The organism is Streptomyces sp. NPDC107550, assembly GCF_055639095.1.
The window spans coordinates 58,822-71,296 of record NZ_JBVKBC010000001.1 but is presented as its reverse complement, the minus strand read 5'-3'; the positions used below and the strand labels follow the sequence as shown (position 1 = coordinate 71,296).

The following is a 12,475-nucleotide window of genomic DNA, read 5'->3' as shown; positions in this document are numbered from 1 at the left end:
CTCTTCGGCCCCCCGGGGGCGTGACCGTCGTGCGTCCAGTGCGGCGCCGTCGTGGCCGGTCGCGCAGTTCCCCGCGCCCCTGCCGGGGCTGACGTCAGCGCCAACTCCCGGCCTCCGGCCCGGGTGTGCCTGGGGGGCGGGGCTGGGCTCAGCGCCAACTTCCAGCCTCCGGCCCGGACCTGCCTGGGAGGCGGAGCTGGGCTCAGCGCCAACACCCAGCCTCTCCGGCGATTGAGGAGCGGGGGCTGGGGCAGCGCCCCAGAGTGCCGGGTGCGTTGTGGCTGGGCGCGCAGTTCCCCGCGCCCCTTGTGGGGCTGGGTTCAGCGCATGTTTCCGGCCTACGCGGCGATGGCGAAGGGCCCCCGGCGCTGTGCGTGGCGGGGGCCCTTCGGGGGGGGGTCAGGGGAGTTGTTCGTAGGCGGGGAGCGTGAGGAAGTCCGCGTAGTCGGCGTCAAGGGAGACCTGGAGGAGGAGGTCGTGGGCCTGCTGCCACTTGCCCGCGGCGAACGCCTCCTCGCCGATCTCGGCCTTGATGTTCGCCAGTTCCTCCGCCGCGACCTTCCGCGCGAGCTCCGCCGTGGCCGGCTCCCCGTTCTCGAAGACGACCCCGGCGTTGATCCACTGCCAGATCTGCGAACGGGAGATCTCCGCGGTGGCCGCGTCCTCCATCAGGTTGAAGATGGCGACCGCGCCGAGCCCCCGCAGCCACGCCTCGATGTAACGGATGCCGACCTGGACGGCGTTGACGAGACCGTCGTACGTGGGCTTCGCGTCGAGCGAGTCGATGGCGATGAGGTCACCGGCGGCGACGGAGACGTCCTCGCGCAGCCGGTCCTTCTGGTTGGGCTTGTCGCCGAGGACCTTGTCGAAGGACTCCATGGCGATCGGCACGAGGTCGGGGTGCGCGACCCAGGAGCCGTCGAAGCCGTCGCCGGCCTCACGGTCCTTGTCGGCGCGGACCTTCTCGAACGCCACCTTGTTGACCTCGGCGTCCTTGCGGGACGGGATGAAGGCCGCCATGCCGCCGATGGCGTGCGCGCCGCGCTTGTGGCAGGTGCGCACGAGCAGTTCGGTGTACGCGCGCATGAACGGCGCGGTCATCGTCACCGCGTTGCGGTCGGGCAGGACGAACTTCTGGCCGCCGTCACGGAAGTTCTTGACGATGGAGAAGAGGTAGTCCCAGCGGCCCGCGTTCAGCCCGGAGGCGTGGTCGCGCAGCTCGTAGAGGATCTCCTCCATCTCGTACGCGGCGGTGATCGTCTCGATGAGGACCGTGGCGCGGACGGTGCCCTGCGGGATGCCGACGTAGTCCTGGGCGAAGACGAAGATGTCGTTCCAGAGGCGGGCCTCCAGGTACGACTCCGTCTTCGGGAGGTAGAAGTAGGGACCCTTGCCCAGCTCGATGAGCTTCTTCGCGTTGTGGAAGAAGTACAGGCCGAAGTCGACGAGGGCGCCGGGCACGGCCTTGCCGTCGGCGTCGACGAGGTGGCGCTCGTCGAGGTGCCAGCCGCGCGGGCGCATGACGACGGTGGCGAGCTGGTCGGCGTCCTTGAGGGCGTACGACTTGCCGGTGCGCTCGTCGGTGAAGTCGATCGACCGGTCGTAGGCGGCCGTCAGGTTGAGCTGGCCGCCGATGACGTTCGCCCAGGTGGGGGCGGAGGCGTCCTCGAAGTCGGCGAGCCAGACGCGGGCGCCCGAGTTGAGCGCGTTGATCGTCATCTTGCGATCGGTGGGGCCGGTGATCTCGACGCGGCGGTCGTTCAGCGCGGCCGGGGCGGGCGCGACCTTCCAGGAGTCGTCCTCGCGGATCGCGGCCGTCTCGGGGCGGAAGTCGAGCGTGGAGGTGCGGGCGATCTCGGCGCGGCGCTCGGCGCGGCGGGCGAGAAGCTCGTCACGCCGGGGCGTAAACAGCCGGTGCAGCTCGGCCACAAAGGCGAGGGCCGCATCGGTGAGCACCTCGTCCTGCCGGGGCAGGGGCGTGGCGTCGACGATGGCCAGCGGGGACGGCGCTGGTGCGGACATGAGGCTGTCACTTCCTTCAGCGAGCGGATGGCGGGGGCGGCACCGGGTGCCGCGCGCACCGGGGTATGACTGGTGGCCCCGCTACGGGGGACCGGCCCTTCTGATCAGTGGATACTAGTTTCCTTATCGTGGAAGTTCAATGGTTTGTTGATGTCGAGATTCTCTGAGTCGACAGAACGTGGCGCTCGGTGCCACGCCTCTCACTCCAGGTGGCCGAGGTCGGCCGGGGTGTCGATGTCATACGCCCGCGCGATGTCGCCGCACTCGACCAGTTGGATGCCCCGGGCGTGTTCCTTCAGGTAGGCGCGGGCCCCCCGGTCCCCGTCGGCGCTCGCCGCGATCCCGGCCCAGTGCGCACGGCCGAACAGCACGGGGTGCCCGCGTTCACCGTCGTACGAGGCTGCCGCCAGCGTCCCCGGCGAGCGGTACGCCGCCCGCACCCGGGCCACCGCGTCCGCGCCGATGCCCGGCTGGTCCACGAGCATCACCAGCGCCGCGTCCGCGTCCGTCCCGGCCAGCGAATCCAGGCCGGCCCGCAGCGAGGACCCCATGCCGTCCGACCACTCCGGGTTCTCCACGAGCACGCATCCCTCCAGTCGCGCGCGGTCCCGTACGTCGGCCGCGCCCGCCCCGAGTACCACGTGCAGCGGCGCGCATCCCCCCGCGCGCAGCGCCCGTACCGCGCGTTCCACCAAGAGCCCGCCCCGGTGCGGCAGCAGCGCCTTCGGGCCGCGCCCGAGCCGCCGGCCGCCGCCCGCCGCCAGCAGCAGCCCCGCCACCTCGTACGTTTCCTTCGGTGTTTCCTCCGTCGTCATGCCCCCTGCATATCGCACGCGGGGGCCGGGCGCGCGGCGGTGGAAGGTGGTGTGTGCAACGGACTGGCGGAGCGGCGGATCGCCTAGTTAACTGGTCCGCCACACACCCGGGTTGGGCGCCTGACCACCGTGCGGGCCGGGTTGCACAAGGACGTGCGAGGGGGAGAACGGTGTTGCGGAGTGTGGAGCAGAAGCCGGTGGGGCCGGTGACCGGTGGCGTCGAGGATGCGCGGGTGACGCGGTTGCGGGCGGCCGTGTCGCGGCTGCGGCGGGAGCTTGCGGCGTACCCGGCGGAATTCCCTGACCGGGGTATCGCGGAGGAGGAGTTGGCGGCGCTCGATGCGATGGCTCGGGGTGGGGTGCCGGAGGTGCCTCGGCTGCGGCGGTCCCTGTTGTTGATCGCCGCCGCGATCGGGTCCGTGAGCGCGTTGTCGCCGGCGCTGGCCCGGGTCCGCACGGAGGTCGACGCCTTCCTCCACAGCGACCGCTGAGTCCAGCCCCGCCAGGGCAACTGGAATTCGCCGCTGAGGTCAGCCCCGCCAGGGGCGCGGGGAACTGCGCGCTCAGCCCCAACGCACCCGGCACTCTGGGGCTCCGCCCCAGCCCCCGCTCCTCAATCGCCGGAGGGGCTGGGTGTTGGCGCTGAGCCCAGCTCCGCCTTCCAGGCAGGTCCGGGCCGGAGGCCGGGAGTTGGGGTTGAGGCCAGCCCCGTAAGGGGCGCGGGGAACTGCGCGACCAGCCACGGCGTACCCGGCACTCTGGGGCTCCGCCCCAGGCCCCGCTCCTCAATCGCCGGAGGGGCTGGGTGTTGGCGCTGCCCCCAGCTCCGCCTTCCAGGCCCGCCCGGGCCGGAGGCCGGGTGTTGGCGCTGAGCCCAGCTCCGCCTTCCAGGCACGCCAGGGCCGGAGGTCGGGAGTTGGCGCTGAGCCCAGCTCCGGCTTCCAGGCCCGCCCGGGCCGGAGGCCGGGAGTTGGGGTTGAGGCCAGTCTCGGAGGGGCGTCGGAGTTGCGGCTACGCGACCCAGTAGGGGCGGCCCGGGGTGTCCGGCAGGGGCGGTAGGCCTGAGGACACCGCGCGGGAGACCCGGCGTACCGCCTCCCCGGCGATATCCTCCGGCTGCGTGAAGGGCCACCGCACCCGGTTCTCGAACGTACCGGGATCCGCACCGAACCGGGACCCGCCCTCGATCCGCACCCCGTGCCGCAACGCCGCCTGCGACAAGGCGGAGGCGACGGGCCGCCCGACATCGATCCAGAGGGAGAGCCCGCCCGGCGGCACCCGCCACCGCCACTCGGGGAACTCCCGCGCGAGGAGCTCCGCCAGATGATCCCGCCGCCCGCGCAGCACCGGCAGGCGCCGCCGCAGGATCTCCTCCTCGCGCTCCAGCAGCCGCCCCGCGACCAACTGGTCGAGGACCGACCCCGACATGTCCGCCGTCACCCGCAGCGCGGTCAGCTCCGTGATCAGCCGCGTCCCGGCCCGCACCCACCCCACCCGCAGCCCGCTCCAGTGCCCCTTGCTCAACGACCCGACGGTGACGATCTGTTCACCCCCGCCGGGCCCGGCGAGCGAGGCGAACGGCGCCGGCGTCGCCACGTCAAGGGCGATGTCCGCGACCGTCTCGTCGACGACGAGCCAGGTCCCCGTGGCCCGCGCCTGAGCGATGAGCCGCCGCCGCTGCTCGCCCGGCATGAGCCGGCCCGTCGGGTTCTGGAAGTCGGGGATGAGGTAGGCGAGCCGGGGCGCGGCCTGCCGCAGCATCGCCCGAACAGTTCCGCGTCCCAGCCGTCCTCCGTCACCGGCACCGGCGCCGTCCGCAGCCCGAGCCGCCGGATGACGGACAGGGCATTGGCGTACGAGGGGTTCTCCACGAGGATGCGGTCGCCGGGCCGCCCGAGCAGCGTCAGCGTCAGCGACACCGCCTGCTGCGCGCCCGTCGTCACGAGGATCTGGTCGGGCAGCGTCGGCAGGCCCCGGCGCGTGTACCGCTCGGCGATGGCCGCCCGCAACTCCGGCAGCCCGTACGGGTGGTAGCCGGGCGTCGCCGCGTGCCGGGCGAGGTCGGGGGCGGCCGCCGCGTACGCCGCCGAGAGTTCGTCCGCGAGCGCGCCGGGCGCCGCGATGGCCAGGTCGATCACCCCGTCACCGGCGGCGGGCGTCGCCACGCTCGTCGGCCGGGCGCCCTCGGGCAGCCGCGTCCAGGTGCCCGCGCCGCGCCGCGACCGCGCGTACCCGCTCTCGCGCAGCAGGTCGTACGCCGAGGTCACGGTGGCCCGGCTGATCCCGAGGGCCGCCGCGAACTCGCGCTCGGCGGGCAGCCGCGTGTGCAGCGCGACCCGCCCGTCGAGCAGCAACGTCCTAACGCCCTGCGCGAGCGCCCGGTAGCCGGGCCGCCGCCCCGCGACCGCCGTCACCAGTTCGGCGAGCCGGCGGCTGCCCGGCCCCTGGCCCCTGCCGTCCACCTCGTGGACCACCGCGTCCCTCGCCATGCCACATCTCCGAAATTGGCCCTGCAACCCAGGCCAATGAGCGTACAGACTGCCCATGGCCGACCAGAAGTGGTCTGGTGGAGCGATGAGGAGGGGGCACGTCATGCACCGCGATCGGAGCGGCTTCAACGACCGGTTCGAACGCGATCTACAGCGCCACGCCGAGGGCGGTACGCACCGGTTCCCGCGCGGGCGGGGCCGCCGCGTCACGCCCGTGCCGCGCCGGGCGCCCCGCGTCGTCGTCGGCGTCAGCGGCTCCCCGGCGAGTTACGCGGCCCTGCGCCACGCCGTCGCCGAGGCCCGCCGCTCGTCCAGGCCACTGGTCGCCGTCCTGGCCTGGGAACCGCCCGAGGGTGAGGTCCTGTACCGGCGCCGCCCCGACCCCGAGTGGGCCGCGCACTGGCAGCGCGAGGCCCGCGCCACCCTCGCCCGCGCCTTCGCCGACGCCCTCGGCGGGCTCCCGTACGGGATCGACGTCACCCTGCGCGTCGTACGCGACCGCCCGGGCCCGGCGCTCCTGGAGCACGCGGCCCGCCCCGACGACCTGCTCGTCGTCGGCATGCGCCCGCGCGCCCGGCGCGCCGCCGTACGCCGCCACATCCGGCGCCGCGCGCGCTGCGCGGTCCTGTCCGTGCCCGTCCCGGCCCTCGACCGGGCCGCGCTGCGCGCCCTGCGCCGGGTCAGCGCCGCCGACTTCGCCGCGTAACGCTCAAAGGGGGCGCAGCAGACCGCGGTTGACGGCCGCGGCCACCGCCGAGGTGCGCGAGTCGACGCCCAACTTGGCGTAGATGTGCACCAGATGGGACTTCACGGTGGCCTGGCTGAGGAACAGCTCGCGGGCGATCGCCGCGTTGGACAGGCCGTCGCGGACAAGGCGCAGGACCTCCAGCTCGCGCCGGCTCAGCGCCTCCGACGGCGTACGCATCCGGTCCATCAGACGGTCCGCGACCGACGGCGCGAGCGCCGAGCGGCCCGACGCGGAGCGGCGCACGGCCGCCGCCAGCTCCTGCGGCGGCGCGTCCTTCAGCAGATAGCCGGAGGCACCCGCCTCGACCGCCGCGAGGATGTCCGCGTCCGTGTCGTACGTCGTCAGGACCAGCACCCGGGGCCCGTCCGGCAGCGCGGAGATCAGCGCCGTCGCCTCCGCGCCATGCATCCCGGAGCCGAACTGGAGGTCCATCAGGACCACGTCGACACCGCCCGCGGCGGCCAGATCCACCGCCCCCCGGGCCGTCGCCGACTCCGCGACGATCTCGAAGTCTTCCTCGGCGGCGAGCACGGCCCGCAGCCCGGCCCGTACGACGGGATGGTCGTCGGCGAGCAGCAGCCGGATCACGCGGGCCCCCCCGCAGGCACCGGCAGCGTCACCGCGACGGCCGTGCCCCGCCCCGGCGCCGACTCCACCGTGAACGTGCCGCCGAGCGCCCGCACCCGCGCCCGCATCGCCGGCAGGCCGAAGCCGCCGTCACCGCCCGCCACGCGCGCGGGGTCGAAGCCGCGCCCGTCGTCCACCACGTCCAGGGCCACCGAGGTCTCCATGAAGCTGAGAGTGATCTCCGCGCGGCCCGCGTCCGCGTGCCGCACCGTGTTGCCGAGCGCCGACTGCGCGATCCGCAACAGCGCCACCTCGTACGGGGTCGGCAGGTCCAGCGGCGTACCGCTGAGCGTGAAACGGGCCGTCAGACCCGGCGCGGCCGTCGCGCACAGCCGGTCGAGGGCCGCCGTCAGCGAGCCGTTCGCCAGGTCCGGCGGGGTCAGCGCGCGCACGAAGCGGCGGGCCTCCACCAGATTGTCCTGCGCCGCCGCCCGCGCCCGCTCGATGTGCTCGGCGGCCGGTGAACCGTCCGGCAGATCGCGCTGCGCGGCCCGCAGCAGCAACTGGATCGACGACAGGCCCTGCGCCAGCGTGTCGTGGATCTCGCGCGCCAGCCGCTCCCGCTCCGCGAGCGTGCCCGCCGCCCGCTCCGCCTCCGCCAGCTCCGCGCGCGTGGCCATCAGCTCCTCGATCAGCCGCCTGCGCCGCTCGCTCTCCCCGTACAGCGCCTGATAGCCGAGCACGGTCGCCACGGCGACGGCCGCGCCGAGCAGCGGCCCGATGAACGCGCCCGCGTCCAGCGTCCCCGCGTGCCCGATGTACGAGGCGATGGCCGCACCCGCCGCCAGGGCCACCGCCGGCACGCCCCAGCGGGCGGGCAGCAGATGCAGCAGCAGGAAGTACAGGGGGAACGCCAGCCACACCGCGTCCGGCGACAGCGCGAGCAGCGCCGCCCACACCGCGCCGAGTCCCGCCAGCCAGCACGCGGCGCCCGCGCGCGTGTCCCGCACCGGGCGCAGCAGCGGGCCCGCCGCGTACACGGCGCCGAGCAGCACGCTCACCGCCACCACCGCCGCGGCCGGCTCCTCGGAGCGGCCGGTCAGGGCTCGCGCCACGACCAGCGTGAGCAGGGCCGCCATCAGCAGATGCAGGCACAGGCGCAGGACGCGCAGGACAGGGGTGAGGGAACGTGGATCCATGACCTCTCCAGCGTACGGAGCCGTCCGCCGCGAGCCGGTCAATCAAAAGGTGGAAAGCCGCGTCACCCCTTCGATCCGGGTGAAGCGTGCTGTGGCGCGATGCCCGCGCGGGGGCCGGGGCGCCAGGGTGGGGGCATGTTCGTCGCATGGAGAGATCTGCGGTTCGCCCGGGGCCGGTTCGCCCTCATGGGGACCGTGATCGTACTGATCACGCTGCTGGTGGGGCTGTTGTCGGGGCTGACCGCCGGGCTCGCCCGGGACAACACGTCCGCGCTGACCGCGCTGCCCGCCGACCACCTCGCCTTCGCCCGGCCCGCCGACGGCCAGTCGGTGTCCTTCACCGCCTCCACCGTCCGCCCCGCGCAGTGGCGCGCGCTCGCGGAGCGGCCCGGTGTGCGCGCCGCCGAACCGCTCGGCATCGGCACCGTCAACGCGGACGCGGGGCGGCAGACCGCCGCCGTCTCCGTGTTCGGGGTGCGCCCGGACTCCGGGCTCGCGCCCGAGGCGACCGCGTCCGGCAGGGTCGTCCTGTCCCGCAAGGCCGCCGCCGACCTCGGCGCGGGCGTGGGGGACCGGGTCGCCCTCGGCCGGGTACGGCTCACCGTCGGCGCGGTCGCGGGCGACGCCTCGTACAGTCACACGCCCGTCGTCTGGGCCGACCTCGGCGACTGGCAGCGGATCGCGCCCGCCGGCACCGGGGAGCGGGCCACCGTCGTCGCGCTGCGCACGGCGCCGGGCGCGGATCTCGCCGCCGCGGACCGCGCCGCGGGCACCGAGACGACCGACCTCGACGGGGCCCTGTCCGCCATAGGTTCCTACCAGGCGGAGAACGGCTCCTTGCAGCTCATGCGCGGGTTCCTCTTCGTCATCTCGGCGCTCGTCGTCGGCGCCTTCTTCACCGTCTGGACGATCCAGCGCGGCGGCGACATCGCCGTCCTCAAGGCGCTCGGCTCCTCCACGGCGAACCTGCTGCGCGACGCGCTCGGGCAGGCCGTCGTCATGCTCGTCGCCGGTACGGCCGTGGGGACCGGGCTCGCGTGGGGCGTCGGGGCGTTCGTGCCGGACGGCGTGCCGTTCGTCCTCGATCCGCTCACCGCGCTCGGGCCCGCCGCCGTGATGAGCGTCCTCGGCATCGTCGGCGCCGCGCTGTCCATCCGGCGGATCACCGCCGTCGACCCCCTCACCGCGCTCGGGAGCGCCCGATGACTCTGCTGCTCGACGACATCACCCTCACCTACCCCGACGGCGACGGGCGGCTCACCGCGCTCGACCGGGTCCGGCTCGACGTGCCCGCGGGGTCGCTCGCCGCGGTCGTCGGGCCGTCCGGGTCCGGCAAGTCCAGCCTGCTCGCCGTCGCCGCGACGCTGGTCACGCCCGACAGCGGGCGGGTCGTCATCGACGGGGTCGAGGCGGGCGGGCTCGGGCGGGCCGAGGCGGCCGTGCTGCGGCGGGAGCGGATCGGCATCGTCTTCCAGCAGCCGAATCTGCTGCCGTCGCTGACCGCGCTGGAGCAGCTCCAGGTCATGGCGCACCTCGGGGGGCGGCGGGCCGTCGCGGGCGTACGGGAACGGGCTCGGGAGTTGCTGGCGGCGGTGGGGCTTGCGGCGCAGGGGCATCGGCGGCCGCATCAGCTGTCCGGCGGGCAGCGGCAGCGGGTCAATATCGCGCGGGCCCTGATGAACGGGCCTCGGGTGTTGTTGGTCGACGAGCCGACCAGTGCGCTGGATCATGAGCGGGGGGTGGGGGTGCTGGAGTTGATCTCCGGGCTCACTCGGGAGTGTGGGGCGGCGACGGTGCTTGTCACGCATGATCGCGGGCATCTGGGTATCGCCGACCAGGTAGTCACCCTGACCGACGGCCACCTGACCCCGGAGCGCGTCTCCAGCGAGGGCTGCCTGCAGTAACCGTCTTGCGCAGTTCCCCGCGCCCCTTATCGGGGCACTACGCGCGCGTGGTCACCTGCGGGTGGATGGTGGCTGATCGCGCAGTTCCCCGCGCCCCTGGGGAGTTCTCCATGCGGAGGCCGCTTGCAGTGACCGCTCCGCGCAGTTCCCCGCGCCCCTGAAGCATGCACTTCGTGCAGCTTCCCCAGAGGGAAGCGGGGCTTCGCCCCTGCTTCCCCCGATGGAGGTGGCGACGCAGTCGCCCCTCCAGGGGCGCGGGGAACTGCGCGCTCAGCCACGACGAGAGTCGAGGATCAAAGACCACGGGCAGGCCCGCTCACCCGAGGGCGCCGGGAAGGTGAAGGGGGTCAGGAAGAAGAGGCCGTGTTGGCCAGCGCCGCGGAAAGTTCCCGAGCCACCTGCTGAAGCACCGGCACGATCGTCTCCGTAGCCGCCTCGGTGACCCGCCCGGCAGGCCCGGAGATGGAGATGGCCGCAGCCGTCGGAGACTCCGGCACCGGCACGGCGAGGCACCGCACCCCGATCTCCTGCTCGTTGTCGTCGACGGCGTACCCGAGCCGCCGCACGTCCTCCAGCGCGTCGAGGAACCCCTCAGGCGTGGTGATCGTCTTCTCCGTGGCGGCCGGCATCCCGGTCCGCGCCAGCAGCGCCCGCACCTCGTCGGCCGGCGTGTCCGCGAGCAGCGCCTTGCCCACGCCGGTGGAGTGCGGCAGGACCCGCCGCCCGACCTCGGTGAACATCCGCATGGAGTGCTTGGACGGCACCTGGGCCACGTACACGATCTCGTCGCCGTCGAGCAGTGCCATGTTCGCCGTCTCGCCGGTCTCCTCGACGAGCCGCGCGAGATAGGGCCTGGCCCATGTGCCGAGCAGGCGGGACGCGGACTCGCCGAGCCGGATCAGGCGCGGCCCGAGTGCGTAGCGCCGGTTCGACTGCTGGCGGACGTAGCCGCAGGCCACGAGCGTGCGCATGAGGCGGTGGATGGTGGGGAGCGGCAGGCCGCTGCTCGCGGACAGCTCGCTCAGACCGACTTCGCCGCCGGCGTCGGCCATCCGCTCGAGCAGGTCGAAGGCACGCTCCAGGGACTGGACACCGCCGGTCGGCGCGGACTTGGCGGTATCAGTGGTGCTGGCGCTGGACGTCGGCACGAGGCGTTCCTTTCGGGGTGGCAGGCAGTGATGCAGCCTACCCGGCGGCCTGGTGACCAGTGATGTCTTGACCTCGAAGTTCGTCGGTAGCTACGTTCTGCGTACCGGAATTGTAATTTCACTTTGTGGAAACGTCCAGAGAGTCCGCCGGGCACCGGGTGCGCGCCGCTGACCCTTGACGGACCGCGAAGCGGGAGTGAAAACTCCTTCAACAGAACGTTGAAATTGAGGAGGTCCAGGTGTCGGACGTCGAACTGGTACTGCGCTCGACGCGTGTCATCACCCCCGACGGTACGCGGCCCGCGTCGGTCGCCGTCGCCGCCGGGAAGATCGTCGCGGTGCTCGCGCACGACGCGGAGGTACCGGAGGGCGCCCGCCTGGAGGACTTCGGCGACGACGTCCTGCTCCCCGGCATCGTCGACACGCACGTCCACGTGAACGACCCGGGCCGTACGGAGTGGGAGGGCTTCTGGACCGCCACCCGCGCCGCCGCCGCCGGCGGTATCACCACGCTGGTCGACATGCCGCTCAATTCGCTGCCGCCGACCACGACCGTCGACAACCTGCACACCAAGCAGGAGGTCGCCGCCGCCAAGGCCCACATCGACGTCGGCTTCTGGGGCGGCGCGCTCCCCGACAACGTCAAGGACCTGCGCCCCCTGCACGACGCCGGCGTCTTCGGCTTCAAGTGCTTCCTGTCGCCGTCCGGCGTCGACGAGTTCCCGCACCTGAACGGCGACCAGCTCACCGCCTCCATGGCGGAGATCGCCGGCTTCGGCGGCCTGCTCATCGTGCACGCCGAGGACCCGCACGAGCTGGACGTGGCGCCCGCAGGCAGCGGCCCCCGTTACGACGACTACCTCGCCACCCGCCCCCGGGTCTCCGAGGACGTCGCCATCAAGGGCCTGATCGACACGGCGAAGCGGATCGGCGCCCGCGTCCACATCCTGCACCTGTCCTCCTCCGACGCGCTGCCGCTGATCGCCGCCGCGAAGGCCGAGGGCGTCAAGCTCACCGTCGAGACCTGCCCGCACTACCTCACCCTCACCGCCGAGGAAGTCCCGGACGGCGCCAGCGAGTTCAAGTGCTGCCCGCCCATCCGCGAGGCCGCCAACCAGGACCTGCTGTGGCAGGCGCTCGCCGACGGCACGATCGACTGCGTCGTCACCGACCACTCGCCGTCCACGGCCGACCTGAAGACCGACGACTTCGCCACCGCCTGGGGCGGCATCTCCGGCCTCCAGCTCAGCCTGTCCGCCGTGTGGACCGCCGCCCGCGAGCGCGGCCACTCCCTGGAGGACGTCGTGCGCTGGATGTCGGAGCGCACCTCCGCGCTCGTCGGCCTCGACGACCGCAAGGGCGCCATCGCCGCCGGCCGCGATGCCGACTTCGCGGTCCTGGACCCCGAGGCCACCTTCACCGTCGACCCGGCCCGCCTCCAGCACCGCAACCGCGTCACCGCGTACGCGGGCAAGACGCTGCACGGTGTCGTCAAGTCGACCTGGCTGCGCGGCGAGCGCATCGTCGCCGACGGCGAGTTCACCGCCCCGCAGGGCAAGCTTCTGGAGAGGAACAACTGACCC

General features: G+C 73.4%; 11 protein-coding genes and 1 pseudogene. 5 read left to right on the top strand and 7 right to left on the bottom strand.

Features of this window, described 5'->3' with window-relative positions; all coding sequences use genetic code 11:
- Positions 1–399: 399 nt before the first annotated feature.
- Both aceB and ACZ7LY_RS00365 read right to left on the bottom strand, forming a co-directional pair.
- Positions 400–2,022, bottom strand: a complete 1,623-nt coding sequence (gene aceB / locus ACZ7LY_RS00370) for a malate synthase A (RefSeq protein WP_471622216.1) — start codon at positions 2,020–2,022, stop codon at positions 400–402.
- 200 nt (positions 2,023–2,222) lie between these two features.
- The gene (locus ACZ7LY_RS00365) at positions 2,223–2,837 is read right to left on the bottom strand and encodes a nucleotidyltransferase family protein (protein WP_471622215.1); all 615 of its coding nucleotides are present in this window, start codon (positions 2,835–2,837) and stop codon (positions 2,223–2,225) included.
- A gap of 182 nt (positions 2,838–3,019) precedes the next feature.
- Between ACZ7LY_RS00365 and ACZ7LY_RS00360 the strand changes: the two genes are divergently transcribed.
- The gene (locus ACZ7LY_RS00360; protein ID WP_471622214.1) at positions 3,020–3,328 is read left to right on the top strand and encodes a DUF5955 family protein; all 309 of its coding nucleotides are present in this window, start codon (positions 3,020–3,022) and stop codon (positions 3,326–3,328) included.
- A 520-nt stretch (positions 3,329–3,848) separates the two neighbouring features.
- Here ACZ7LY_RS00360 and ACZ7LY_RS00355 read toward each other — a convergent pair.
- Both ACZ7LY_RS00355 and ACZ7LY_RS00350 read right to left on the bottom strand, forming a co-directional pair.
- Positions 3,849–4,529 carry an aminotransferase class I/II-fold pyridoxal phosphate-dependent enzyme gene (locus ACZ7LY_RS00355; RefSeq protein WP_471622213.1) on the bottom strand — a complete coding sequence of 227 codons (681 nt, stop codon included), beginning with the start codon at positions 4,527–4,529 and terminating at the stop codon, positions 3,849–3,851.
- A gap of 149 nt (positions 4,530–4,678) precedes the next feature.
- Positions 4,679–5,326: pseudogene (locus tag ACZ7LY_RS00350) on the bottom strand (aminotransferase class I/II-fold pyridoxal phosphate-dependent enzyme); the annotation flags it as partial.
- Positions 5,327–5,429: 103 nt separating this feature from the next.
- On the opposite strand from ACZ7LY_RS00350, the gene ACZ7LY_RS00345 reads away from it, so the two are divergent.
- Positions 5,430–6,032, top strand: a complete 603-nt coding sequence (locus ACZ7LY_RS00345) for a universal stress protein (RefSeq protein WP_471622212.1) — start codon at positions 5,430–5,432, stop codon at positions 6,030–6,032.
- Positions 6,033–6,035: 3 nt separating this feature from the next.
- On the opposite strand, the gene ACZ7LY_RS00340 is transcribed toward ACZ7LY_RS00345, so the two are convergent.
- Complete coding sequence (locus ACZ7LY_RS00340) at positions 6,036–6,662, bottom strand: response regulator (protein WP_471622211.1); 627 nt, start codon at positions 6,660–6,662, stop codon at positions 6,036–6,038.
- A complete protein-coding gene (locus tag ACZ7LY_RS00335; RefSeq protein ID WP_471622210.1) occupies positions 6,659–7,840 on the bottom strand; it encodes a sensor histidine kinase in 1,182 nt (393 codons plus the stop codon). Before ACZ7LY_RS00335 ends, ACZ7LY_RS00340 begins: the two co-directional genes overlap by 4 nt.
- Positions 7,841–7,975: 135 nt before the next feature.
- On the opposite strand from ACZ7LY_RS00335, the gene ACZ7LY_RS00330 reads away from it, so the two are divergent.
- Together ACZ7LY_RS00330 and ACZ7LY_RS00325 are read left to right on the top strand one after the other, a co-directional pair.
- On the top strand, positions 7,976–9,046 hold the full coding sequence (locus tag ACZ7LY_RS00330; protein ID WP_471622209.1) for an ABC transporter permease: 1,071 nt from the start codon (positions 7,976–7,978) through the stop codon (positions 9,044–9,046).
- Positions 9,043–9,744, top strand: coding sequence for an ABC transporter ATP-binding protein (locus ACZ7LY_RS00325; protein WP_471622208.1), 702 nt, complete (start codon positions 9,043–9,045; stop codon positions 9,742–9,744). The genes ACZ7LY_RS00330 and ACZ7LY_RS00325 overlap by 4 nt, the downstream gene beginning before the upstream one ends.
- Before the next feature lie 347 nt (positions 9,745–10,091).
- On the opposite strand, the gene ACZ7LY_RS00320 is transcribed toward ACZ7LY_RS00325, so the two are convergent.
- Positions 10,092–10,892, bottom strand: coding sequence for an IclR family transcriptional regulator (locus tag ACZ7LY_RS00320; RefSeq protein WP_471622207.1), 801 nt, complete (start codon positions 10,890–10,892; stop codon positions 10,092–10,094).
- 239 nt (positions 10,893–11,131) lie between these two features.
- On the opposite strand from ACZ7LY_RS00320, the gene allB reads away from it, so the two are divergent.
- Positions 11,132–12,472 (top strand): allantoinase AllB, encoded by a 1,341-nt coding sequence (allB, locus tag ACZ7LY_RS00315; RefSeq protein ID WP_471622206.1) that lies wholly within the window; start codon positions 11,132–11,134, stop codon positions 12,470–12,472.
- Positions 12,473–12,475 lie beyond the last annotated feature (3 nt).